The 24,822-nt window shown below is 71.5% G+C and carries 21 protein-coding genes; 15 read left to right on the top strand and 6 right to left on the bottom strand.

Annotated elements, in window-relative coordinates; translation table 11 throughout:
- Window positions 1–48 precede the first annotated feature (48 nt).
- The gene (locus NL112_RS00650; protein WP_255150690.1) at window positions 49–753 is read right to left on the bottom strand and encodes a DUF547 domain-containing protein; all 705 of its coding nucleotides are present in this window, start codon (window positions 751–753) and stop codon (window positions 49–51) included.
- Window positions 754–858: 105 nt separating this feature from the next.
- Between NL112_RS00650 and mtnP the strand changes: the two genes are divergently transcribed.
- Window positions 859–1,716: an S-methyl-5'-thioadenosine phosphorylase gene (mtnP, locus tag NL112_RS00645; protein ID WP_255150689.1), complete on the top strand. Its 858-nt coding sequence runs from the start codon at window positions 859–861 to the stop codon at window positions 1,714–1,716.
- A 202-nt stretch (window positions 1,717–1,918) separates the two neighbouring features.
- Here mtnP and NL112_RS00640 read toward each other — a convergent pair whose 3' ends face one another.
- The 3 genes from NL112_RS00640 to NL112_RS00630 form a co-directional block, all read right to left on the bottom strand.
- Window positions 1,919–2,830: a segregation and condensation protein A gene (locus NL112_RS00640; protein WP_255150688.1), complete on the bottom strand. Its 912-nt coding sequence runs from the start codon at window positions 2,828–2,830 to the stop codon at window positions 1,919–1,921.
- Window positions 2,831–2,926: 96 nt separating this feature from the next.
- Entirely contained in the window at window positions 2,927–6,502 is a 3,576-nt protein-coding gene (smc, locus tag NL112_RS00635) for a chromosome segregation protein SMC (RefSeq protein WP_255150687.1), read from the bottom strand.
- Between the two features lie 23 nt (window positions 6,503–6,525).
- The gene (locus NL112_RS00630) at window positions 6,526–6,915 is read right to left on the bottom strand and encodes a DUF7518 family protein (protein ID WP_255150686.1); all 390 of its coding nucleotides are present in this window, start codon (window positions 6,913–6,915) and stop codon (window positions 6,526–6,528) included.
- A gap of 207 nt (window positions 6,916–7,122) precedes the next feature.
- Here NL112_RS00630 and gatB point away from each other — a divergent pair, with 207 nt between their 5' ends.
- From gatB to NL112_RS00615, 3 genes are all read left to right on the top strand, one after another.
- Window positions 7,123–8,610, top strand: coding sequence for an Asp-tRNA(Asn)/Glu-tRNA(Gln) amidotransferase subunit GatB (gatB, locus tag NL112_RS00625; protein WP_255150685.1), 1,488 nt, complete (start codon window positions 7,123–7,125; stop codon window positions 8,608–8,610).
- Between the two features lie 93 nt (window positions 8,611–8,703).
- Window positions 8,704–9,309, top strand: a complete 606-nt coding sequence (locus NL112_RS00620) for an ArsR/SmtB family transcription factor (protein ID WP_255150684.1) — start codon at window positions 8,704–8,706, stop codon at window positions 9,307–9,309.
- Window positions 9,310–9,434: 125 nt separating this feature from the next.
- Window positions 9,435–10,991 (top strand): S8 family serine peptidase, encoded by a 1,557-nt coding sequence (locus tag NL112_RS00615; protein ID WP_255150683.1) that lies wholly within the window; start codon window positions 9,435–9,437, stop codon window positions 10,989–10,991.
- Between the two features lies 1 nt (window position 10,992).
- On the opposite strand, the gene NL112_RS00610 is transcribed toward NL112_RS00615, so the two are convergent.
- On the bottom strand, window positions 10,993–11,598 hold the full coding sequence (locus NL112_RS00610; protein WP_255150682.1) for a hypothetical protein: 606 nt from the start codon (window positions 11,596–11,598) through the stop codon (window positions 10,993–10,995).
- A gap of 372 nt (window positions 11,599–11,970) precedes the next feature.
- Between NL112_RS00610 and NL112_RS00605 the strand changes: the two genes are divergently transcribed.
- A complete protein-coding gene (locus NL112_RS00605; protein ID WP_255150681.1) occupies window positions 11,971–13,314 on the top strand; it encodes an alkaline phosphatase family protein in 1,344 nt (447 codons plus the stop codon).
- On the opposite strand, the gene NL112_RS00600 is transcribed toward NL112_RS00605, so the two are convergent.
- Window positions 13,311–14,378, bottom strand: a complete 1,068-nt coding sequence (locus tag NL112_RS00600; protein ID WP_255150680.1) for a tubulin/FtsZ family protein — start codon at window positions 14,376–14,378, stop codon at window positions 13,311–13,313. The two genes, NL112_RS00605 and NL112_RS00600, sit on opposite strands and share 4 nt — an antisense overlap.
- A 72-nt stretch (window positions 14,379–14,450) precedes the next feature.
- Between NL112_RS00600 and NL112_RS00595 the strand changes: the two genes are divergently transcribed.
- The 10 genes from NL112_RS00595 to NL112_RS00550 are packed head-to-tail and all read left to right on the top strand — an operon-like array spanning window position 14,451 to window position 24,785.
- Complete coding sequence (locus NL112_RS00595; protein ID WP_255150679.1) at window positions 14,451–14,843, top strand: DUF7310 family coiled-coil domain-containing protein; 393 nt, start codon at window positions 14,451–14,453, stop codon at window positions 14,841–14,843.
- Entirely contained in the window at window positions 14,822–15,292 is a 471-nt protein-coding gene (locus NL112_RS00590) for a DUF7311 family protein (RefSeq protein ID WP_255150678.1), read from the top strand. Before NL112_RS00595 ends, NL112_RS00590 begins: the two co-directional genes overlap by 22 nt.
- Window positions 15,252–17,036, top strand: coding sequence for an ATPase, T2SS/T4P/T4SS family (locus NL112_RS00585; protein WP_255150677.1), 1,785 nt, complete (start codon window positions 15,252–15,254; stop codon window positions 17,034–17,036). Before NL112_RS00590 ends, NL112_RS00585 begins: the two co-directional genes overlap by 41 nt.
- Window positions 17,033–18,718, top strand: a complete 1,686-nt coding sequence (locus NL112_RS00580) for a type II secretion system protein (protein ID WP_255150676.1) — start codon at window positions 17,033–17,035, stop codon at window positions 18,716–18,718. Before NL112_RS00585 ends, NL112_RS00580 begins: the two co-directional genes overlap by 4 nt.
- 32 nt (window positions 18,719–18,750) lie before the next feature.
- The gene (locus tag NL112_RS00575; protein ID WP_255150675.1) at window positions 18,751–19,221 is read left to right on the top strand and encodes a DUF7283 family protein; all 471 of its coding nucleotides are present in this window, start codon (window positions 18,751–18,753) and stop codon (window positions 19,219–19,221) included.
- Window positions 19,202–19,579, top strand: a complete 378-nt coding sequence (locus NL112_RS00570; RefSeq protein ID WP_255150674.1) for a DUF7285 family protein — start codon at window positions 19,202–19,204, stop codon at window positions 19,577–19,579. Before NL112_RS00575 ends, NL112_RS00570 begins: the two co-directional genes overlap by 20 nt.
- Complete coding sequence (locus tag NL112_RS00565) at window positions 19,576–20,442, top strand: DUF7284 family protein (RefSeq protein WP_255150673.1); 867 nt, start codon at window positions 19,576–19,578, stop codon at window positions 20,440–20,442. The genes NL112_RS00570 and NL112_RS00565 overlap by 4 nt, the downstream gene beginning before the upstream one ends.
- A complete protein-coding gene (locus NL112_RS00560) occupies window positions 20,439–23,456 on the top strand; it encodes a DUF7286 family protein (protein ID WP_255150672.1) in 3,018 nt (1,005 codons plus the stop codon). The genes NL112_RS00565 and NL112_RS00560 overlap by 4 nt, the downstream gene beginning before the upstream one ends.
- Window positions 23,457–23,478: 22 nt before the next feature.
- On the top strand, window positions 23,479–23,904 hold the full coding sequence (locus NL112_RS00555; RefSeq protein WP_255150671.1) for a DUF5791 family protein: 426 nt from the start codon (window positions 23,479–23,481) through the stop codon (window positions 23,902–23,904).
- Window positions 23,901–24,785, top strand: a complete 885-nt coding sequence (locus NL112_RS00550; protein WP_255150670.1) for an NAD-dependent epimerase/dehydratase family protein — start codon at window positions 23,901–23,903, stop codon at window positions 24,783–24,785. The genes NL112_RS00555 and NL112_RS00550 overlap by 4 nt, the downstream gene beginning before the upstream one ends.
- The last annotated feature ends 37 nt before the right edge of the window (window positions 24,786–24,822 follow it).

Raw genomic sequence — 24,822 nt, 5'->3', positions numbered from 1 at the left:
GGACGGGCACGCGCGGCCGACAAGTGTCTTGTCTTCGTGTGTCCCGCGTTACCGGCCGCGTCGCCAGTTTCCGCGGTCCAGCGACCAGTCGTACGACCGGTAGGTGAACGAGGGCGTCGCGTCCGCCGGGACGCAGTCGTACCGGCGGAGGAACGCGAGGATGCCCCCGCGCCCGCCGAAGTCGCCACGGAACCACAGGAAGATGCGCGGCAGGGCCACGCTGTCCCCGTCGGGGTCGTACGCCACCTCCCCATCGAGATGCGACCGCGTCGCCGCGTCGAGTTCGCCGTCGATGCCGTCCCGCGAGTAGGCGGCGATGGGCGGGCAGGCGGCCGCGCCGCAGTTGAGCGCGAAGTGGACGCGGGGGTCCCGCTCCGTGACCCGGAACGTCCGCTCGAAGTTGCTCGGGAAGGGGTTGTGGACGTAGCCGAGCCCCCACTTCGGATGCGAGCGCCGGAGCAGGCCGTGCTCGATGGCGTCCAGCGAGAGGTCCCGGCCCGCGACGGTGGCGATATCGACGCTGAAAAAGCGGTTGCGGGCGGCCCACTGCTCGGGTGAGACGGCGAGCACTGACTGGGCAGTGGCGTTGTAGACGTTGGTCCAGAACGCGAGGCGGGCGGCGTCGGTGTCGAGTCGGTCCCGAAGGTCGGCCCGCGACCAGTCGCGGAGGCGCGTCTCGTGGGCGTGGGTCGGCTCCGCGCGGCGGACGGCCCGGAGCCAGTCGGCGCTGACGGCGACGGGGTCGTCGGTCACGCTTCCCGGTAGGGGTGGGTGTGGCAAGCCCGTTTCCCCCGCGTGCGAGGCGGCCACGCGACCGACCCCGGGCCGTTTTTGTACGCCCCCGGCGAACGCGGGGCCATGATAGGGTTCATCGGTGGCTCCGGCATCTACGACTCGCTCCCGCTCGACGACACCCACGAGGAGGACGTGACGACGCCGTACGGCGACCCCGCGGCGCCGGTCACCGTCGGCGCGATGCCCGACGGGACGGAGGTGGCCTTTCTCCCCCGGCACGGGCGCGACCACCAGTTCTCACCGACGACGGCGCCGTACCGCGCGAACGTCCACGCGCTGAAACAGTTGGGTGTCGAGCGCGTGCTGGCGTCGAACGCCGTCGGCTCCCTGCGCGAGGACCTGCCGCCCCGCACGCTGGTCGTCCCCGACCAGATATTCGACCGGACGCGCAAACGGGAGTACACGTTCTTCGAGGAGGGCTGTGTCGTCCACATGCCGTTTGCGGACCCGTACTGTCCCCACATGAAGTCGCATCTCGCCGACAGCGCCCGCGAGGCCAGCGACGCGGCCGTCGAGGAGGACGGCACCTACGTCTGCATCGAGGGGCCGCAGTACTCGACGCGGGCCGAGTCGGAGCATTTCCGCGCCTCGGGGTTCGACATCATCGGAATGACGGCCATCCCGGAGGCGAAACTGGCACGGGAGGCGGAACTCTGCTACGCGACGGTGACGGGCGTCACCGACTACGACGTCTGGAAGCAGGACGCGGAGGTGACCCTCGAGGAGGTGCTCGAGAACGCCGCGGCCAACGAGGACGCCATCAAGGCCACCGTCAAGCACGCCATCGAGTCGATGCCCGCCGAGCGCGACTGCGACTGTGCCCACGCCGTCGAGGGCGCGGTGAACACGCCGGCCGCGGCTATCCCGGAGGCGACGCGCCGGAAGGTGGACCTGCTGGTCGGCGACTACCTCGACGACTGACTCACTCGCGGCCCGTCTCGCGGACGTACTCCAGCGCCTCGCGGAGCTCGGTCGGGTCGACCCGCCCCTCAGTCTCGGCCAGCCGCTCGCGGAAGCGAGAGGGTGTCATGACCAACCATGACATTAGTTAGCACAGAATAAAAGCCTGTCGTGGAACGCGCGTTCAGCGGCTCGGACCGGTGGACGCGACGACGCGGCGGGGTCAGTCTGCGACGGCTTCCTCGCCGTCGGCCACGGCCGCGGGGTCCTGCACCCAGAGGTCGCCGAACAGTTCGTCCTGCTGGAGTTCGACCTGGCCGCGGTGCGCGAGAAACAGGAGGCCGAGGAACGTGTCGACGCGGCCGCCGCCGGCGTCGGCGATTTCCTCGTACAGCACCTCGTCGCGGCCCTTGTCGAACTGGCGCTGGAGCGCGAGATAGACGTCGTTGATGATGTCCTCCATGTGCTCGTCGTGGGTCGTCCCCAGCGCGTCGGCCTCGTTCGGCTCGTCGTCCATCCGGAAGTCGTCGCCGGTCCGGTAGTCGAGCGTCTGGGTCCCGCGCGAGTAGCCGTGCGGGGAGTCGGAGGTGTCGTACGTGCGCGACTCCTTCCACATCGTGTCGCGCTCCCGCTCGCGGAGTTCGCGGACGAGTTCGTCCAGCGTCTGTGGCGTCCCGCGGGCGTGTTTCCGCTCGAGCCGTCGGTCTATCTCCTTCTCGAGCGCCGCGAACGGGTCCGGGTCGTCGAACCCCTCGCGGGCGGGGTCGTCCCACGGCTCCTCGTCGGGGTCGTCATCCTCGTCGTCGAGCATCGCGTCGGACTTCATCCGGAGGAGGACCGACGCGTAGAACAGCGCCCGGCCGCCCTCTCGGAGGTCGGCCTCGTCCAGCCGGTCGAGGAACTTGTCGGTGACGACGACGATGTCGATGTCCCACGGCTCGATTTCGCCGTCCTTCGCCAGTTGGACCAGCAACTCGACGGGTTCGACCTCGTCGTCGTCGGTCCCGCCCACGTCGAACTCCGAGAGGACGCCGTCGCCGTCGTCGGCCTCCTCGGCCTGTCGACGGCGCTTCTCCTCGTCGTGGCCCGCGATGTTCAGCGGGACGCCGCCCGCCTCCGCGCCGTCGTCGGTCACGCGCGGTCACCCCCGGTCACGGGTCGCGTCCCGCTATCTCGCGGGTCGCTCCGCTCCCCGCTCGATTTGTTCGGGGACTCCCGCTGGTCGTCCCCGCTAATCATCGGCTACCACCCCATGTTGCGACAGGTCGATGCCCGTCACCGCGGAGATGTTGTCGTCCTGCATCGTGACTCCGATGGCGCGTTCCGACCGTTCGAGAAGCGCCGACCGGTGGGAGACGACGATGAACTGCGCGTCGCCCGCCAGGTCGTCGACCATCTCGCCGACCATCTCGGCGTTGGCGGCGTCGAGGAACGCGTCCACCTCGTCTAAGGCGTAGAACGGCGCCGGGTTGTACCGCTGGATGGCGAAGATGAACGCGAGGGCGGTCAGCGACTTCTCGCCGCCGCTCATCGCGTCGAGCCGCTGGACCGGCTTGTCGCGGGGCTGGGCCTTCATCGTCAGCCCGCCCTCGAAGGGCTCCTCGGGGTCCTCTAAGACGAGTTCGCCCGAGCCGTCCGAGAGCCGCGCGAAGATGTCCTCGAAATGCTCGTTGATGCCCTCGTACGCCTCCATGAAGGTCTCCTTCTTGCGCGCCTCGAACGCCTCGATTCGCTCGCGGATGCCGTCGGCCTCCTCCTGGAGGGTGGCCCGCTTCTCGGTCAAGTCGTCGAGTTCGGCCTCGACGCGGTCGTACTCGTCGATTGCCAGCATGTTGACCGGTTCGAGTTCCTCCATCCGGTTCTCCAGTTTCGTTATCTGCCCCTTGACGCTGGACAGTTCGGGGATGTCGTCGGCGTCGTACTCGCCGACCTGCGACTCCAGTTCGTCTATCTCCCAGTCGAGCCGCTCGACCTGCTCGCGAAGCGATTCGAGGTCGGACTCGACGGCGTCGACCTGCTTCTGCTTCTCGTCGCGCCGTTCCTTCGCCTCGCGGACCGTCTCGCGAAGCTCCTCGCGCTCCTCCTTGAGGTCCGCGAGCTCCTCTTCGAGTTCGGCCACCTCCTCGTGTTTCGCCTCCAGCGTCGACTCCTTCTCGTCGATGCGGTCCTCGAGGTCGGCGACCGTCTCCTCGGCGTCGGCCTTCTTGTTCTGTGCGGCCTCTATCTCCTCGTGGAGTTCGTCGATGGCGTCCTCGGCGTACTGCTTCTCCAGCTGTAGCTCGTTGAGGTCGCTGTCGAGCGCCTCCATCTGGTCGTCCAGTTCGGCGATGTCCTCGCGGATGGACTCGGCGCGGTCGTTCAGCTTCTTCACCTCCGAGTCCTGTAGCTCCTGCTGGAGGTCGTCTATCTCGGTCTGGAGGTCGTCGATTTCGGCCTCCTTCTCGGCGATAGCTTCCTCGACGTCGGCCATCTCCGCCTGGGTCTCCTCGCGTTCGGCCTCGATATCTTCGAGGTCGGCCTCCAGCGACGCGATTTCGTCTTCGATGCGCGCCTTCTCCTCCTGTTTGCGCTCGATGGCCGCCTCGATGTCGCGCACCTTGTCGGCGGCGTCGGAGTTCCGGTCGCGAGCGTCGTCCAGCCGCTCCTCGACGTCGCGGATGTCCTCTTTGAGAGAGGCGCGCTCGTCCTCCAGGCTCTGAATCTGCTCGGCGACGCGCTGGAGTTGGCCCTCGCCGCCCTTCTCGAAGGAGTAACGGGACCCCGACGTGGAGCCGCCGGTCATCGCGCCCGACTTCTCGACGAGGTCGCCGTCGAGCGTGACGAGGCGGAACTCGCCCATCAGGTCGCGGGCCGTCTCCATGTCCTCGACGACCAAGGTGTCGCCGAGCACGTACGCGAACACCTCGGCGTACTCGGAATCGAACTCGACGAGGTTGTACGCGAAGTCCACGACGCCGGGCATCGACGGCACGCTCGGTAGCGACCGCGAGTGCATCTCCGTCAGCGGCAGGAACGTCGCCCGGCCGGCGTTGCGCTGTTTCAGGTACTCGATACAGCGCTGGCCGACGGAGTCGTCGTCGACGACGACGTTGGCCATCCGGCCGCCGGCGGCGGTCTCACACGCCTCCGCGTACTCCGGGGAGACGGAGCCGAGTTGCGCGACCGCGCCGTGGACCCCGTCGAGGCCGCCGTTCAGCACCGTGGAGACGGCGCGCCCGAACGACGAGTCGCCCGACTCGCCCGCGCGGGCCTCCAGTTCGGCGTACTCCTGCTGTTTGGCGGCGATGTCGTCCTCCAACTCGTCGAGGTCCTCCTGCAGGCCCGCCTTCTCGGTCTTGAGGTCGTCGACCACCTCGGAGATGGAGTCGAGGTTCCCCTCGGCCTTCTCCAACTCGCTTTCGAGGTCCGAAATCTCGGCTTCGAGTTCGGGCAGTTGGGACTCGGCGGTCTCTATCTGCTCTTCCTTTTCGCGCTGGTCCGACGAGCGGCGGCGCGCCTCGTCGAGCAGGCGGTCCTGCTCGCGCTGGAGTTCGTTCTTCTCGTCGCGTAGCTCGTCGAGCCGCTCGCGTTTGGCGTCTATCTCCTCGCGTAAGTCTTCGTAAGCGGTGTCGAGGTCGGCAATCTGGGCCTCCACGTCGTCGAGTTCGGCCTGCTTCTCCTCCCGGTCGGCCTTCAGCGACGACTTCCGGACCTTCTTCTCGCGGATGTCCGCTTCCAGTTCGTCGACCGTCTCCTGCTTGCGGTCGACCTGGACGAACGCCTGGCTCCGCGCGTTCTCGGCCTCCTCGATGCGCTCCTCCTGTGCCTCTATCTTGTCCTCGAGGCGGCCGATATCGCCCTTTATCTCCTCTATCTCCCGCTTTATCTCCAGCTGTTCGTCCTCGCCCTTCTGTTCTATCTCGCGGTTGAGGTCCGCGAGGTCCTCCTCGAGGCGGGTGACCTTCCCCTGCCGCTCGTCGAGTTCGCGACGCAACGCCTCGAGTTCGTCCTCAGTCTCGTCGATGCTCGACTGGGCCTCCTCGCGCTCCTCGCGTTTGTCCTCGAGTTCGGCGGCCTTGAGGTAGCCCTCGTACTCCTCCTTCTGCTCGCGCAGTTCCTTGTACTGGAGGGCGGTCTCCCGCTCGTCGGAGAGCTGGTCGAGCCGCTCTTCCTTCTCCTCGATGCGGAGGTCGGCCTCCTCGATGCGGTCCTGGACGGTCTCCAGCTCCTCGAAGGCGTCCTCCTTCTTCGCGTCGAACTCCGCGACGCCGGCTATCTCGTCGATTATCTCCCGGCGGCTGTGGGGCGTCATCGTGATGATTTCGGTCACGTCACCCTGCATCACGACGTTGTACCCCTCCGGCGTGACGCCGGCCTGCGCCAGCAGGTCACGGATGTCGCTCAGATTGACCGAACGCCCGTTGAGATAGTAGTAGGAGTAGTAGGTGTCTTCGTCGGTCTGTTTGACGCGGCGGCGAATCGAAATCTCGTCGACGTCGCCGACGTCCTCGCTCCCGGCGGCCGACACCACCTGCTCGCGCGTGAGCGTCCGGTCGTCGTTGTCGAGCAGGACCTCGACGCTCGCCTCGCGTTCGCCACCGAACCCGCCTTCGTCGTCGTGTCCGGGGTCGAAGATGAGGTCGGTGAGCTTCTCGGCGCGGATGCCCGACGTTCGGGCCAGTCCCAGCGCGAACAGCACCGAGTCGATGATGTTCGACTTCCCGGAGCCGTTCGGGCCGCTGATGGTTGTGAAGTCCTCGTAAAACGGGATGCGGGTCTTCCGGCCGAAGCTCTTGAAGTCGTCCAGTACGAGCTCTTTGATGTGCATGGGGGCGCTCGCGGGGCCCCGACTCAGGCGACGATGATGTCGTCGCTCTGTTCGGAGCTGTCGTCTTCGGATTCCGCCTCGTCGCTTTTACCTCCATCGGCCGCCGCTTCCGCTTCGGCGTCGGCGTCGGCCTGCTCGACTGCCTCGTCGACTGCTTCCTGCGGGGTCGGCTCCGACTCCGTCTGCTGGGGCTGAGCCTGCTGTTGAGCCTGCCCCGCGCCGGAGGCCGTCTGGCGCGCTTCGGCCCGCGACGGCTTCCCCTCGACGATGCCGTCGAGGTCGTCGGAACCGACGCGCTCCTCGATGCGGTTGAGCCTGTCCTTCGTCTCGACGAGTTCGTCCGTGAGTCCGCTGACGGTGGCCTCGAGTTCCCGGACCTTCTCTTCGAGTTCCTCGACCCTGTTTCCGGCCATACCCACACCCCAAACCGCGACACCCTTAAAGTTGCGTCAGACAATGACATAGTTCCTGATACGTCGGAGCCCCCCGATTCGCGGCGTTTCGTTTGGAGATGGTGAGACATCCGCCCCACCCCCGGGTCGGTCCGCTCCGCGCCGCGGGCCGGCGGCGGGTTGGCCCGCTCCGTTAGGCTAAAGCGGGCGCGTCCGAATCGTACGGTAATGAGCGCAGGGACCGCGGAGAGCCGCGAACTGGCCGCCGTCATCGGTCTCGAGGTCCACGTCCAACTCGAGACCGACACGAAGATATTCTGTGGCTGTTCGACCGACGCCAGCGAGGACGAGGAGCCGAACACCCGGACGTGCCCGACCTGTCTCGGTCTGCCGGGCGCGCTCCCGGTGCTCAACGAGGGTGCCGTCGAGGCCGCCGTCAAGGTGGGGAAGGCCATCGACGCCGACATCCCCGACGAGACGCGGTTCCACCGGAAGAACTACTACTACCCCGACCTGCCGAAGAACTTCCAGATAACCCAGTACGACGCGCCCGTCTGTCAAGAGGGCGAACTGGAGTTCTCCACCGCGGGTGAGAGCCGTGCCGTGACCATCCAGCGGGCCCACCTCGAGGAGGACCCCGGGAGCCTCCAGCACGTCGGCGGCGGCATCGACACCGCCGACTACACGCTGGTCAACTACAACCGCGCCGGGACGCCGCTGATGGAGATAGTCACCGCCCCGGAGTTCCGCGGCGCCGGCGAAGTACGGGCGTTCCTCTCGAAACTGGAGGAGGTGCTGGAGTATCTGGGGGTGTTCGACTCCACGCGGGACGGCTCCCTGCGGGTCGACGCGAACCTCTCTATCGTGCCGTCCGGCGAGGTGGCCGACGACGGCTCCATCCCCGACGACGTCCTCGAGTCCGCCAACCGCACGGAGGTGAAGAACATCTCCAGTCACAAGGGCGCCGAGAAGGCGCTCGCGTACGAGGAGACGCGCCAGAAGAACGCCGTCCGCCGCGGCCGCGAGGTGGAACAGGAGACGCGCCACTGGGACGAGTCGCGCGGCATCACCGTCTCGATGCGCTCGAAGGAGGAGGAGAAGGATTACCGCTACTTCCGGGAGGCGGACCTGCCGCCGCTCCGCGTCTCGGACTGGAAACAGCGGCTCGCCATCCCCGAGTTGCCCGACGCCCGCCGCCGCCGGTTCCGCGAGGAGTACGGCCTGTCGGCGGAAGCCGCCTCCAAACTCACCTCGACCAAGCAGGTGGCGGATTTCTTCGAGGACGTCGCCGAGCGGTTCGACCCCGAGTTGGCGGCGACGTGGGTCGCGGACAACCTGCTGGGCGAACTCAACTACCGCGACATGGAGATTACGGACGTGTCGGGCCGACTCGACGAGTTCACGCGGCTGGTGGAACTCGTCGCCAACGACGAGATAACGACGAAGAACGCCGAGGAGGTCGTCCTGCGGGAGATGCTCGACTCCGGCGACGACCCCGACGCCATCGTCGAGCGCGAGGGGCTCGGCAAGACCGGCGAGGACGAGGTGCTCGTCGCGGTGCGGGAGGCCATCGAGGAGAACCCCGACGCAGTCGAGGACTACCACGCCGGCGAGGACGGCGCAATCAACTTCCTGGTCGGCCAGGTGATGGGAAAGACCGGCGGCTCCGCCGACCCCGGCACCGTCAACGAGAAACTCCGGGCCGAACTGGACTGAATCGTTCGTTTCACGTCTCTATCGGGTGAAATCCCTCGGAGCGCGGTACCAGGTGCCTCAGTTTTTAATAGTTCCTCCTCCATATGCCACCTAATGTCAGAGCTGTTGCCCTCCCAGTCCGAGGCATCCCCGGAGCAGAACGGGGAACTCCAGGCTCTCTGGCTCGACAGCGACGACGCGGGTGAACTCCTGTCGTCGCTCTCCTCGGACACCGCGCGGAACATCCTGACCGCTCTCCACGACGAGCCCCAGACCGCCTCCGAGGTCGCCGATGGGGTCGACACCTCGCTCCAGAACGCCCGCCACCACCTCGGCAACCTCCAGGAGGCCGGTCTCGTGCGCGTCGCGGAGACCCGCTACTCCTCGAAGGGCCGCGAGATGAACGTGTACGCGCCCAGCGAGGACCCGATGGTCGTGTTCGTGGGCAACGAGGACGCCACCGAATCGGACGGCGTCGTCGACGCGCTCCGCGACCTGTTGCCCGTCATCGGCGTGCTGGCGCTTGCGAGTCTCCTCGTCGAGTGGTTCGTCACCCTCTCGTCCGGGGCGGCCACTCCGGAGACGATTCCACGGTTCACCGCCGACTTCGGCGGCTCGGGCGGCCTCGTCGCGCCCAGCGTCCCGCCGGGACTGCTGTTCCTGACTGGCGGCCTGCTGGTGCTTGCGGGCGTCGCCGCGGTCCGGCGCTACCAGGCGTAGCCACGTCGTAGCGTCAGACGCCATATCCGACCGTCAGACGCCACATTTTGACGTTGCGAGCCACGGCCTAGCGTCCCACAGGTGGTGAATGTTTTTAAGCAACCACGCGCAAGAACCGTGGGAACATGCACCGCGGGGCGGTGGCACGGGCGCTCCTCGCATTCCTCGTGGTAGCCGCGCCCGTCGCGGCGTTCGCGGTGTCGGTCCCGGAGCCGACCCCCGCCGACTACACCGGCCCGCCGGTCGAGTCGCTCGGGGAGCGGCTCGGCATCGACGAGCGGACGCCCGCCGCGACCACCGTCGACGACGAGGTGGAGGTCATCATCGAACTGAAGCAGGGTGCGGCCGTCCCGCGGGCGCGGCTCAGCGTCGAGCGCGTCTACACGCGCCGCGGCGCCCGTCGTCTCCATGGCCGGGTGGCGCTCGACCGGGTCCGCGAACTCTCACAGGACCCGCGCATCGAGGCCATCCGCATCGAGCGGCGCGGGGTCGGCGTCGACACCAGCACCGCCGCGGGCGTCGAGGCGGTCGGCGCCGATGCGCTCCACGCCCGGAGCGTCCGGGGCGACAACGTCACCGTCGGCGTCATCGACCGCGGGTTCCGGCCGAGCGACCCCGAAATCGCCGGCCACGTCGGCGCGTACCGGAGCTTCGACGGCGACGACGAGTGGGTCCACGGCACCGCCGTCGCCAGCGTCGTCGCCGACACCGCGCCGAACGCGACCCTGCATCTCGCCTCCGTCGGGCCGACGACCACGCCGGAGGAGTACCGCCGTGCCGTCGAGTGGCTGGAGGCGTCGGGTGCGGACGTCATCGTCGACGCGGGGAGCTACTTCGGTCAGCCGGGCGACGGGAGCGGTGCCGTCGCCCGCATCGCCGCCACCACCGCCGAGGAGACGGTGTTCGTGGCCGCCGCCGGCAACTACGGGAACCGCCACTGGGAGGGGACCGACGACGGCGGCCACGGCGAGTGGGTCTCGTTCGGGAGCGAGCAGGGCAACGCGCTTGCGGCCGGCGAGCCAATGAGCGGCGAGGTGAACCTCGCGCTCCGCTGGGACGACTCCGCGGCCGACTACGACCTCTATCTGATGCGGATTCGCCCCGGCGACGACGAGGTGGTGGCCCGCTCGGCCACCCGCCAGACCGGCGACGGGGCGCCGGTCGAGCGGGTCGACGCGAGGGTGCCTCGCGGTCGGTACTACGTGGCGGTGCAGGCACACGACGCCTCCGGGAGCCACGAACTGGAACTGTTCACCAACCGTCGACTGAGCGCACCGGTCGCCAACGGGAGCATCACTGCGCCGGCGACGGCCCGCTCGGTCCTCGCGGTCGGCGCCTACGAGAACGGCTCCGTCGCGCCGTTCTCCTCGCGTGGCCCGGTCGGCGAGCACACGGGCGTCGACCTCGTCGCGCCCGACAGCGTCGCCGCCACCAGCGTCACCGACGGCGAGGGCACGTCCTACGCCGCACCGTACGTGGCCGGCACCGCGGCACTGCTCGTGGCTCGTTACCCGTCGCTGACGCCCGGGCAGGTCCGGACCATCCTCACCGCGTCGGCCCGCGACGTGGGGCCGGCGGGGCCGGACGTGGCGGCCGGTAACGGACTCGTCGACGCGCGGACCGCGTACGTGCTGGCCGGCGACCGCGTCCGCTACTCCGAGGTCAACCGGACGAGCACCTGAGCTACCGCTCCTCGGCGTCGTCGGTCGCCGACTGCGGCCGCGAGAGTCCCACGCCGAGCCCCCCGCCCTCGACGGCGGGGTCGACCCGGAGGAGCGCGAGCAGACCGACCAGCGCACCGAGTTCGAGCGTCTTCGAGACGATGCCGAGCAGGGTTCGGGCGGAGCCGCCCTCCGTGGTCGCCGCGCCGACGGTCGCAAGCAGGGGCGCGACGTAGTGGGACGCGAGCGTGCCGAGCAGGCCGTCGTGGCTGTGTCCCTCGACGCCGCCGGTGCCCGACAGCGCGAACCCGTGGTCGAGGACCGTGTGCCACGCCACCCAGCCGACGAGATACGTACCCATCGCCGCGACGCCGAGCAGGTAGGCGGTCCGCCGGTCGATGCGGCCGCGGGCCGCCGCGACCACGCCACCGAGCAGGGCCACCGCGGAGACGACGAACAGTAGCGGGCGGGGCCGCTCGAGGACCACTCCGGTGAGGTACTCGCCCAGAAGGCCGTTGGTCACGAGACTCGCCAACTGCTCCGTGCCGACGGCGAAGTGGATGACGGCGACCGCCCCGACCAGCTGGAGCGTGACGAACTGGAGGGCGCGCACGGCGCGCTCGTTCATGTCCAGTCTGGGGCGCGCGGGACCAAGAGCGACGCGGTTTCACGCGTGGTGCTCCCGATACGCAGTGGTAATACTCGCCGCGGTGTGGATGGCCACGTGTGAATAATAATTCCTCCAGGTAATCGGGCTCTCGTGCCCGATTTGCCGCGATTATGGGTGGGTATTTGGGTCACGAGCGGCATCGTTAGGACATGGCCGCAAAGGAGCGTCCGACCCTGGGCATGAACCACGTCACCGTCGTTCCGAGCAACTTCGAACCGGAGCCAGACGACGAGGACGCCGCCGCCGAGTGAGATTGCCGCTACCGGTGACTCCAGGCGCGTTCCGCCCGTGAAAAGAAGCTTCTTGTAGCCCGCCATACCACTCGGGCACATGGGACTGTTCGACCGACTCCGCGGGAGCGACGGCCCGCGGGTCGCCTTCTTCGGCATCGACGGCGTTCCGTACAGCCTGGTCGCGGACAACCCCGACGTGTTCCCGAACCTGACGGAACTGGCATCGGACGGCGCCGCGGGCCCCATCGACTCGATCGTGCCGCCGGAGTCGTCGGCCTGCTGGCCGTCGCTCACGACGGGCGTCAACCCCGGCGAGACGGGCGTGTACGGATTCCAGGACCGCGAGGTAGGCTCGTACGACACGTACGTGCCGATGGGCCGTGACGTGCAGGCGACCCGTCTGTGGGACCGCGTCACCGACGCCGGCCGGGAGGCCACCGTGATGAACGTCCCCGTGACGTTCCCGCCCCAGCGCAACGTCCAGCGGATGGTCTCGGGCTTTCTCTCGCCCGGCGTCGAGAAGGCCGCCTACCCCGACGAGCTCCGTGAGCGACTCGAGGACGCGGAGTACCGCATCGACGTGAACGCGAAACTCGGCCACAGCGACGACAAATCCGAGTTCATCGACGACGCCCACGAGACGCTCGAGAAGCGCTACGAGGCGTTCTCGCACTACGTCGAGGAGGACGACTGGGACCTGTTCTTCGGCGTGTTCATGACCACCGACCGCGTCAACCACTTCCTGTTCGAACATTACGAGCGCGACGGGGAGTACAAACGGGAGTTCCTGGACTTCTACCGGCAGGTCGACGAGTATCTCGGGAAGCTTCGCGAGCAACTCCCCGACGACGTGACGATGATTGTCGCCAGCGACCACGGGTTCACCACCCTCGACTACGAGGTCCACCTGAACGCGTGGCTCGAAGAGGAGGGCTGGCTCGAGTACCAGGACGACGACCACGACGCGCTGTCGGATATCGCCGAGGAGACGCGCGCCTACTCGCTCATCCCCGGCCGCTTCTACGTCAACCTGGAGGGCCGCGAGCCGCGCGGGTCGGTCCCCGAATCGGAGTACGAGGCGGTCCGCGACGAACTGCAGGCCGAACTCGAGGCGCTCGAAGGCCCGGACGGCAACCCGGTCGCGGACCGCGTCGTCACGAAGGAGGAGGCGTTCCGCGGCGACCACGACGACATCGCGCCCGACCTGGTCGTCATCCCGAACCACGGGTTCGACCTCAAGGCCGGGTTCAAGGGCCACGACGACGTGTTCGACACGGGTCCGCGCAACGGGATGCACAGTTTCGGCAACGCCAGCCTGTTCGTCGAGGACAGCGACGCCCGCATCGAGGACGTCGACCTCTACGACATCGCGCCGACCATTCTCGACCTGCTGGACCTGGAGGCGGACCGCTCGGAGTTCGACGGCGCCTCGCTGGTCTAAAACAGGTCGTCGAGTTCGTCGCTGGTCAGCGACTCCGTCGCCTCGGCCTGCTCGCGCTCCTGCGAGGCGGCTTTCGCCCGCTCCATGAACTCCTGTACCCGGGGCGACCGCTCGACGCCACCCAGCAACACGAGCGCCGCCAGCCGGTCGGAGTCGAGCGGCACGTCGCCGCCCCGCACCTGCATGCTCCCGAGTTCCTCCTCGAGCCACGAGCGGGCCCGCTCGACGCCCTTGCGCGAGATGCGGTCGGGCCGGCCGGCGACGACCAGCAGTGCCGCCTCCGCCTGCGTCGCGTCCGGGAGGCTCGTCCCCGTCAGCAGGGCGTTCCGGGTGATGGAGGTGATGGCGTTGAGGTTCTCGCTGGCCTCGTCGCTGGCCTCCGCGCTGGCGTAGCCGACCGCCGCGAGCCGGCCGCCACGGAGCGTGTTGATTACCTCGGAGGTGTCGACGACGCTCTCGGCGACGCCGTCGACGTTCTCGCCGGCCGCCAGCAGGAGACCGATGCGGTGGGCGATGGTGGCGTTTATCTCCTCGTACCCCTCGGCGACGGATTCGCCGGCCGAGTGCCAGGCGTCGTTGTCGACGAGTATCGTCGCGTCCGTCTCGCGGGCGAGCGTCTTCAGCGAGCGACCGGCGTTCTGCTGGTACAGCGCCCCCTCGTTCTGGCCGGGGAGGATGCCCAGCGCGTAGATGGGGACGTCGTACACCCGCGAGAGTTCGCGGGCGAGGACCGGCGCACCGCCGGAGCCGGTGCCACCACCGAGTCCGGCGACGAGCACGATGGCCTCGGCGGTGGTGGTGATGCGACCGTCGAGTTCGCCCATCACTTCGGTCGCGTCGGCCTGCATCACCTCGGCGCCGAGTTCGTTGTCGCCGCCGACGCCGTGGCCGCCGACGCGTTCCTGCCCCACGAGGTGGGTGTCTATCCGGAGGGACTGGAGGTCCGTGCGAGCGGTGTTGACGGCGACTGCGCCGGTCACCGACCCGCGCGCGAGGTCGTTGCGTGCGAGCGCCTCGGCGAGTTTCCCGCCGGCTTGCCCGACGCCTATCAGGGCGACCTTCATAGGCGGGACAAACGGCCGTCCGCTTATCAGTCTACCCCTAGGTTAAAATCCCACTACGACGCCACCGGCCGCATGTCACTCGACGAACGGCTCGCGGCTGTCGAGCGCGCGCTGACCGACGGCGACGTGGAACCGGCGGCGCTGTCCGACGCGGCGACCGTCGAACGGCGCCTCGACGCCGTCGAACGACGACAGGCGGACCTCGAAACTCGCATCGCCGACCTCGAAGCCGCGGTCGACGCGCTCCGGGGCCGGGCTGGCGAGGACGACCACGACCACCGCGAGGCCGAGCGGACGGCCGAGCGCGCGCTGGCGACTGCCCGCGAGACCCGGAAGCGGTTCGACGACGCCGACCGCTCCGAGAGGGGCCACCACGGGCCGACAGCACCCGCACCGTCGGAGCCGCGGGAGTCGGACGACGAGGAGGCCGACGGCCTGCTCGCGTGGATGCGCGAGCGGTGGTAGTTCGCGTCGTCCTCGCGGTGTTGTTGTCGGCCGCTCTCCTCTCGCTCGCGCTCCCGGCGGCCGACACCGCACGCGACCAGCGCGCGGCGACGCTGGCCGCCGGGGAGGCGGAACAGGTGGCGTCGGCCGCCGAGCGACTCGCCCGCACCAACGACCCCGTGTCCCGGGGTGCGACCCGCCCGCTCGCCGTCCGCGTGCCGGCCGGCACCGCGATACGGCTCGGAAACGGGACGCTCGCGTGGCTCCAGGACGGCCGCCGCCACCGCGTCGACGCGGCGGTTCGTCTCGCGGGCGACCTGACGCTCGGTTCCGGTCGCCACCGCATTCGGCTGTCGCTCGTCCGCCGGAACGGCACCGCCGTCGTCGCCGTCCGAAGGTTCAAGGCGGAACGGGCGGCCACCGCGGCGCGTGTTCGACCTCCGCTCCGACGCGCCGGCGTGTCGCTGTGAGGCGGCGTTCGACGGCGACCGGCTCGTCGTCGACGCCGACGACTGCCCCGAAGGGGGCCGTCTCGCCGCCGCCCCCGACTGCCGTGCGACGGTCGTCGGCCGGCTCCGTGACCAGGACGCCGACAGCGTGGTCACCGAGGCGGCGGGGCTCGCCCGTCACTACGAGGGGACGGCGGCGGCGCTTCTGGTCGCGGCCGGCCGCTTCGTGGAGCGAGTCGCCGTCCACGACGCGGCGCTCGCCGAGCGCGCCGAGCGGGACCCGCTGGCCGCGGGCCACGCCGCGGCCGGCCGGAGCGGTCCCGTCGCACGTGTCGCGGCAGAGACCAGCCTCGCGGACTGTGCGGCGGCCGCGGAGAGCTACGAGGGTGTGCTCCGACCCCGGGTCGCGCCGAGCGTTGCCGGCGCGCGCGTCACCGAACGCCCACCGCCGGACGCGCGCCTCGTCGACCGGTACGACCTCGACACCGGTGCAGTCGTCCGCTGGTACGAGCGGCCCAACGCCGACCTGCGGCACTACCATCTCACGCCGGTCGAGTTGACGCTCGACGCCGCGGCGACCCGGACGCTCGCGGCCGCCGCGGACCACCTCGCGGCCGACGGTGACGGGGGTCACCGTGCGCCCTACCGGGCCGTGCGAGCCACCGCGGACCCCGGGGAGGTGCCCGTCGACACGCTGTCGAGCGTGCTGTCGAAACACACCCGCGGGCTGGGCGCCCTCGGTGACCTGTTCGCGGACCCGGCCGTCTCGGACGCCTACCTCGCGGCACCGGCGGCCTCCACGTCGGTGCGGGTGGAGGCCGACGGCGAGACGCTCCGGACGAACGTCCGACTGACGGAGCGGCGGGCCGCGGCGCTGGCCTCGCGGCTCCGCCGGGGGAGCGGGCGGGCGTTCTCGCGGGCGGAGCCGACGCTCGATGCGACCGTCGAGGCCGGCGACCGGTCGCTCCGCGTCGCGGCCGTCACCGACCCGCTGTCGGACGGGTACGGCTTCGCCTTCCGGGCCCAGGGGGCCGACCGGTTTCGTCTGCCGGACCTCGTCGACAACGGGACGCTCCCGCCCGCCGCGGCCGCCGTAATCGGGGTGGCCGCACGGCGGGGCGCCTCGGTGCTGGTCGCCGGCGGCCGCGGCGCCGGCAAGACGACACTGCTCGGAGCGCTGTTGTCCGAACTCCCGGCCGCCTCCCGAACCGTCGTCATCGAGGACACGCCGGAACTGCCGGTCGACCGGCTCCGCGAGAACGGCCGCGACGTCCAGCGGCTCCACGTCGACCGCGAAGGGGACGGCGTCGCCCCCACGGCCGCGCTCCGGACCGCGCTCAGACTCGGAGAGGGCGACCTCGTCGTCGGCGAGGTGCGGGGCGAGGAGGCGAGCGCGCTGTACGAGGCGATGCGGGTCGGCACCGACGGCGCGACGCTGGGGACGGTCCACGGCGACGGCCCCGACGCGGTCCGCGAGCGGGTCGTCTCGGACCTCGGCGTTCCCGCGTCGTCGTTCGCCGCCACCGACCTCGTGGTGACCTGCACGCGGGCCGCCGGCGGCGCGCGCGTGGTCGACCGAGTCGACGAGGTGGTCGGCACCGACCCCGAGTTCGCGCCGCTGTTCGACCGTCGGGGCGAGGGGCTCGCGGCCACCGGTCGCGTCGACCGCGGCAACAGCGAACTGGTCGCGGCGCTCGCGGCGCCCGACGAGACGTACGCCGACGTCCGCGACGTCCTCGCGGCCCGCGAGCGGGTGTTCGGATGAGTCGGGTCGGCCGACTGGCGGGTCGCCTCCACCGGGTGTCGGACCCGCCCGGGAAACTGGGCGACGCGCTCGACACGCTCGACGTGGACGCGGACGCCGAGACGGTGACGGCGGCCGCGGATTCGGTGGCCGCACTGCTCGCGGTCGGGACCCTCCTGCTGGCCGCGTTCGCATCCCCGAGACTCCGCGCTCCCGTCCTGACGGTCGGCGCGGCCGTCGCCGTCGGCGGGTGGTGGATGCTCGCCCACGGGCCGGTCACGCTCGCGGCCGCTCGTCGCCGCCGCGCCGTCGGTACCGCGCCGTGGCTGGTCTGCCGGGCGGCGATGCGACTCCGGGTGACGCCGACAGCCGAAGCCGCCGCGGCGTTCGCCGGCGAGGGTGACCGCCTGCTCGCCCGGCGACTCAGCGCGCACGTCCGCCGTGCCCGCGGTACGCCCCGCACGGGGTTCGAGCGATTCCGCGCGGAGTGGGGCGAGCGGTTCCCGGCGCTCGACCGCGCGCTCGGGTCGGTGCAGGCGGCCGCCGACGCGCCGGCCGACGAGCGGGAGGCGGCGCTCGACCGTGCGCTCGATACGATACTCGAAGGAGTCCGTCACTGCGCCGCCGAGGACGCCGCGGCGCTCCGGGGTCCCGTGACTGCCGTGTACGCCTTCGGCGTGCTCCTGCCGCTGGCGCTGGTCGCCGCGCTTCCGGCGGCGGCCGTCGCCGGCCTCCCGGTGACGGTCGGAACCCTCGTCGCCGGCTACGACGTCGCCCTGCCGCTCCTGCTCGTCGCCGCGAGCGCCTGGTTGGTCGGGAAGCGGCCGGTCGCGTTCCCGGCCGCAGCCGTCCCCCGGTCGCACCCCGAGGTGCCCGACGCGCGGTGGCCGCCGCTCGTGGCCGGCCTCGCGGCGGCCATCGGGGCCGGCATCCTCGCCGGGGCGCTACTCGCCCGGTGGGCCGCCCCCGTCGCCGCCGCTGGCGCGGGGGTGGGGACCGCCCTCGCGCTCCGGTTCCGCCACGAGCGCCGCGTCCGGGAGCGGATACGCGGCCTCGAATCGGGACTTCCGACCGTGCTCTCCCGCGTCGGCCGCGCCGTCACGGACGGCCAGTCGGTCGAGCGGGCGCTCTCGATGGCCGCCGAGTCGACGAACGGGGGTGCTGGCGACCTGCTCGATGACGCAGTGGGTCGGATGGAGCGGCTCGGCATCGGCGTCGAAGCCGCGTTCCTCGGGGACCGGGGTGCGCTCGCGGACGTGCCGAGTCCCCGCGCCGCGGGCGTCGCGCGGCTCCTCGCGGCCGCAACCCGCGAGGGGCGGCCCGCTGGTGACCCGCTGGTGGCCGCGGGCGACCACCTCGACGCACTCCGCCGAGTCGAACGCGAGACCCGCCGCTCGGTTCGTCGGCTCACGGCGACGATGGGCAACACCGCCGGCCTGTTCGGGCCGCTCGTCGGCGGCGTCACCGTCGCGCTGGCCGGTCGGATGCACGGCGCCGAACTCGGTCGCGGCGTGGCCGTCGCGGCGCTCGGCCCGGTTGTCGGCTGGTACGTGCTCGTGCTGGCGGCGGTGTTGACAGCGCTCGCGGTCGGTCTCGAACGCGGATTCGACCGCGCCGTCGTCGGCTTCCGTGTCGGCGTCGCCCTGCTGGCCGCGACGACGACGTACCTCGTGGCGGTGCACGCCACCCGTCTGGTGGCCTGAACTTTATTACCCGGAACGCGGCCAGACGCCCCGTGTTCGAAACGACGGTCGACGCGTGGTACGTCTGGCTCGGAGTGAGCCTCGCCGGCGCCGCGGCGTTCGGCGTCGCGGCGTCGCTACCGACGACGGCACCCCCGGACGCGACGGCCGCGGCCCGAGTCGTTGACGGGGTCGCGGACAGTCGCTACGCCGCGACGGGTGAGGCTCCGCTGTCGCGAGCGACGGAGATTCGGCTCTCGCCGGCCGGCATCGGGCTCCGGGGGGCCGCGGGCGCGGCCCACGCGAGTTTTCGGGCAGAGTCCGTGACGCCCGTCGGGAGGGACGAACGTCTCCGCCGAGTGCTCGATGGTGCACGTCCCGGCGACGCGTTTGCGGGCCCGGAGTCGTTCCGTGCGGCGACCCGCTCCGCCCGTGCCCGTGCGCCGGCGTGGCGACCAGCGCCCGAGACGCTCCGCGTCCGCCACGTCACCTGGAGGGGTATCGATGTCACGCTCGTCGGATAGGGCGCAGGTCGACCCGCTGGTGGCGCTCGTCGGCGTCGCGGCGGTCGGCCTCGGGCTCTCGCTGTACGCCGGAGTGGTCGCGGACACGCTGGAGGAGCCTACCGGTCGAGCGCCGACCGACGCCCTCGATGCGGTCCACGACCGGACCGCACCGAACGGGGTGGTCGACCCCGGTCGCCTCGATGGTGCGACGGCGTGGCGCGGCAAACGGGTGAACGCCACGCTCCGGACCCGGAACGGGCGGTGGTCGGTCGGCCCCGTACCCCCCAGGACGGCCGACAGCGCCGCCCGGCGTGTGAGCGTTCGCCGCGGCCCGGCCCGAATCAAGGCGGGGCGTCTCCGGGTGAGCGTCTGGTGACCCGCGCCGTCTCGACGGCGCTCGATGCCGCGGTGTTCCTGCTTCTGGTGTCCGCGGCGGCCGCGACGCTTACGCTCCCAACGGGGTCGCCGGCCGCACCCGACGCGACGCCCGGACGGACCGTCGTGGCGACGACGACGGCGTCGGTGCACTACTCGCTGGCACCGGGTGCACGCGCCGGCCCGGACGAACGGTTCCCGCGGACCGCCGGCCCCGAGTTCCGCCGGCACGCACACGGCTCGCTGGCCGGCTTGCTCGCCGACGCGGCGGCCCGGAACGCGTCGGTCGACGGCCGGTCGGTCGACCACGCCCACGACGGGTTCCGCCGGGCCGTCGTGGCGGCGGTGCGGAACGCGACCGGTCCGCGGACGCGGGTCCGCGCGGCCTGGCGACCGTTCCCCGGTGCCGGGGTCGAGGGGCGAGTCACCGCGGGCCCCGCCCCGCCGGCCGACGCGCGGGTCGCGAGCGAGACGCTCGTCCTCGACAGCGGTGCCCCCGACGCCCGCAAGCGGGCGATTCGGGCGGCGAACCGCTCCGGCTACGCCGGCGTCGCGGACGTCGTCGCCACCGCGACGGTCCGGGCGCTCGTCCCGCCGGCGGGGATGCGACTCGCGCTCCACGGCGACTACCCGGTCGACCGACTGGCACGGCACCGCTATCGTCGCCTCGGCCGCCTATTCGGCGCCGACGTCTCGCCGGCGGTCGCCCGTGAGCGTCCCGCGCCGGCGAACGCGAACCTGCGTGGCGCACTCGCGGCTCGGTTCGAGCGGACGCTCCGAACGCGGTTCGATTCGCCAGCGGCGGCGGCCCGTGCCGTGCGCGTCGGCCGCGTCCGCATCGTCGTCCGGCGGTGGTCAGCGTGAACGACCGCGCCCGCGTCCCGTTCGCGCTCGTCGGCGTCCTGTTGCTCGTCGGGAGCGCGACGCTCTCGGCGTCGCTGGTGGGTCACGACCCCGTGACTGAACCCCGGACGGAGGCCGCGATGGAGGACGCGCGGGCGACGACGCTCTCCGCGCTCCGGTCGGCCACGCGGGCGGCCGCGAGACGGGCCGCCCGCGAGCCGGTGGTCGCGCCCGCGAACACCACCGTCGGCCGGGCGGTGAACGGCTCCGACACGTTCCGGGCGTATCTCCGGTTGCGGGTGTATCGGGCGTTCCGCGATACGCTGGACGGAGTCCGCGGCGACGCTGGCGTCCGCGTCGAGGCGCGACTCCCCGGCGTCGGGAACGCCTCGACGCTCCAGCGGGCACTCGACCGCGTCTCGGTCGCGGGTGCCGACGCGAACGGCACCGCCGTCAGGGTCACCGTGGCGAACGTCACTCTCGTCGCCGTCCGCGACGGCCGGGTCGTCGAGCGGGTCCACGTCTCCCCGACCGTCACGGTCGCCACGCCCGTCCTGCTGTTGCACGACCGGACGGCCCGATTCGACCGTCGGCTCGACCGCCCGGCGACCGCGCCCGGACTCGCTCGAGGCGTCACCGCTCGCCTCTACCCCCTGGCGTGGGGGCGTGGCTACGCCCAGTACGGCGGCGCGCCGGTGGCGAACGTCCTCGCGAATCGCCATCTCGAGGTCGCGGTCAACCACGCACTGCTCGCACAGCAACGGGCGGCGTTCGGTCGCACCGACCCGGCCGCCCGACGGGGCGTCACGACGCTCGCCGCGCGGACGCTCGGCACCGACCTCCTCACGGCCAGCGGCTACTCGGCCAAGCAGGCCGCGTACCTCCGCGAGCAGGTCGACGCCGCCACTCCCAACTCCACGCTGTCGCCCATCGAGTCGTTCAATCGAGAGTCGCAACCGGGTCCCGAGGAGCCGATGTCGGTCGGGGTAAATCGAACTGCGACCCGCGCGTTCCGCGGGTTCGTCGACGGACGGCTCGCTCGCGTCCTCGACCGGACGTACTCCGCCGAGGTGCGCCTCGTCGCGGCCACCGACCGCGTCGCGTCGTCGCGCTCCCGCGAGGGAAGCCCGGGACCGGAGTGGACGCTCGTCGCCACCGACCGGACGACACGCACGTCGACGGCCCGCCGCGACCTCGCGCCCACGTCGCCGCCCAACGGGACCCACACGCTCGCATCGTTCGACCGCCGGGTCACGGCACGGACGGTCATCCGCCGGACGTGGCGACGCGAGAACCGCACGACCGTCACGCGGTCGGTCCGGCGACGGGTGACGGACGTCGCCGTCAGCGTCGTCGGACGCCACGCCCCGAGCGACCGGGTTCCGGCGGCCCCCATCCGGGGCGTCCACCAGCGGGGCGCCGGGCCGCTCGACGGCCCCAACCTCGGCGGCATCGAGGCCCGCGCAGTCGCCCGACTCGTCGGGGAGCGCGGCGGGCCCGACGCCGTCGCGAAGCGGGCCGCCGCGGGCTCGCTCTCGACGGACGCGGTCCGCGCCGACGGCGCCCGCCCCGACGACCTGCGCGCGTGGGTGTACGCCGACCTGCGGGCGTTCCGCCGGCGTCTGGCGACCGTCTCGGTCAAGGTCGAACGGGGCGCGGTCGGCACCTACGCGGCGAACCCGGCGGCCGACCTGGCGAGCGAACTCCGGTCGCGCCGCAGGGCGCTCGTCGGGACTCCCGGCGAGTACGACGGCGTCGCCACCAAGGCCCGGTACGCCGCCCGCGCGGCGTACTTCGAGTCCGTCCTGGCTCGCCTCGACCGGCGCGCGTCCGACCGAAAATCGGTCGGAAGCCGGGTCAGCGACCGCCTGCGGTCGCTCGGCACCTCGCTGTCCCACGTCCGCGGGGCGATGGCCAACCGGTCGCTGGCCGTCGCTCCGTCCCGACGCGCCCCGTCGGGCGTCGCGGGGTCGGTCGAACTGTCCGTCGACGGTGCGCCGCCCGTGGTGACGCTCGCGGCGCTCGACAGGCGACGGCTCGACGTCGGCGGGACCGGTAGCTACCGGCCGCTGGTCGCGCGAAACCTGAACGTGTTCACCGCGCCACACGGCGACATCGCGGACAGCGTCGTCGGGTCGCTGTTCAGGTCGCGTCGCTCCCGGCTTCGGGTCGCCGCGGAGACGCTACGTGCCTCCCGGCGGCTCCCCGACGACGCAGTGACGGAAAAGCTTCGCGCTCGCCGGTCGGAACTCGCTCGCCGCCTCGATGCGGCCGTCGCGTCCCGCCGCGAGCGGCTCCGGCGGACGCTCACCGAAGCGGGCGTCGGCGCCGACCGGGCCGCGCGTCGGACGCTCGTCGGGGACGCGCTCGACCACTGGTCCACGCTCCCCGGGCGAGCGCTCGCGCTCGCCAACGGTTCCGCCGCCGACCGGGTCGCCGACCTCGCGGCGACCCGCTACCCCGACGCGCTGGTCGGCGTCGAGGCGCGCGACCGGCTCCGGCTGTCGCTGGACGCGGCCAGCCGGCGGGGCGAGGGCATCCCACAGCGGCCGGTGAACGAGACGGCGAGCGCGGTCCGTGCGGTCGGTCGGACCGTGGTGGGTGAGATGGCAAAGCAGGCGGCCGGGAGCGCCGTCAACGCCACGGCCGAGCGCGCTCGGCAGGCGTTCCGGCGGCGGACCGGCCGGTCGCTCGCGCGGGTGCCTGCCGGGCTACCGGTCACGCCGGTGCCGGCGTACTGGTACGCGACGACGAACCTCTGGCTGGTGGAGGCCCGTGGCGCGTACGCTCGCTTCACGGCGCGGGTCCCCCGCGGCACGCCCGGCCGTGGGCTCCGGTACGTGCGCGACGGCCGGGCCGTCAGGTACGACTGGGACGGCGACGGCACGCGTGAGCGGGTCGGAACGGCCAGCCGCGTCGACCTGCAGGTCCACACCGCCGTCGTGGTGGTCGTGCCGCCCGGCGGTCGCGGCGTGGGCGACACCGACGGCAACGCCGACGAGCGGTCGGCCGGCTGGAATGCCGCACGCACTTAACCCACGGCCCCGTAGCGGAGCCATGTTCCACGAACTCGCGGACGCGCCAGGGGAGCGCACGCCCGAGGAGCTGTACGCCGCCTACGAGGCGGAGTTGGTCGCCGTCATCGAGGACGTCGGCGTCGAGGCGGTCGCCGCCGAGTCCGGGGTCGACCCCGAGACGCTCCGGGCGCTCGTCGACGGCGAGTCGCCCGAACTGGAGTTGGAGGACGCGGCCGCGGTGCTCGCGGTCGGTGTCGAGGAGAGCGCCGACGACGTGACCGTGCTGTCACGCGACGCCCTCCTCATGGGCATGACGAACGCGGTGTACGACGTGGAGGCGCTGTCGCGTGAACTCGACGGTGAACTCGAGCCCCGCGAGATACAGTCGAAGGTCGAGGGGCGGTTCCCGATGACGCTCCGGGAGTTCGCACTACTGCACGCGACCATCCAGGAGCGAACGCGATGAGGGTCGCCATCCTCGGCTGTGGCTACGTCGGGCTCGAACTTGCCCGCCAGTTGACCGCCGACGCCCACGACATCGTGGGGGTCCGGCGCTCGGCGTCCGGACTGGACGCGGTCCGCGAGACGGGGGCGACGGCGGTGGAGGCCGACGTGACCGACGCCGACGCGCTCGATGCGGTGCCGGATGTCGACGCCGTCGTGTTCGCCGCTTCGTCCGGCGGGCGGGGCGCCGACGCCGCCCGCGAGGTGTACGTCGACGGGTTGCGGACGGCCGTCGACGCCTTTGCCGGCCGGGAGTCGCCGCCCGAACGGCTCGTCTACACCTCCTCGACCGGCGTGTACGGCGACCACGGCGGCGACTGGGTGGACGAGTCGACGCCCATCGAGCCGACGACGGAGAAGACGCGCGTGCTCGCGGAGGCCGAACGGGTCGCGACCGAGCACGCCGCCGAGCGTGGCATCGACGGCACCGTCGCGCGGTTCGCCGGCCTCTACGGGCCGGACCGCTACCGACTGGAGCGGTATCTGGAGGGGCCGGTGACGGCCGGCTACCTGAACATGGTCCACCGGGACGACGCCGCGGGCGCGGTCCGGTTCCTTCTGGAGCGCGACGGCCGCGAGGACGCCGTGGTCGTCGTCGACGACGAACCGGTCGACAAGCACGTCTTCGCCGACTGGTTGGCCGACGAGTGCGGCGTCGACCGGCCGGCCAAGCGGTCGAAACGGGAACGGCTCGACGCGGGTGACCTCTCGGAGGCGGCCGAGCGCCGCGTGCTGACGAGCAAGCGGTGTTCGAACGCCCTGCTCCGCGAGTTGGGCTACGAGTTCGCCTATCCGACGTATCGGGAGGGGTATCGAGCGGCCATCGAGGCGTACCGGGGGTAAGCGGCGTCTGTGGCAGGTTCTGTGGCTCGAAGCGGGT

The sequence above is a fragment of the Halorarius halobius genome (assembly GCF_024298865.1).
Lineage (GTDB): Archaea > Halobacteriota > Halobacteria > Halobacteriales > Haloarculaceae > Halorarius > Halorarius halobius.
The sequence above is the reverse complement of the archived record's forward strand: the minus strand, read 5'-3'. Positions and strand labels throughout refer to the sequence as shown.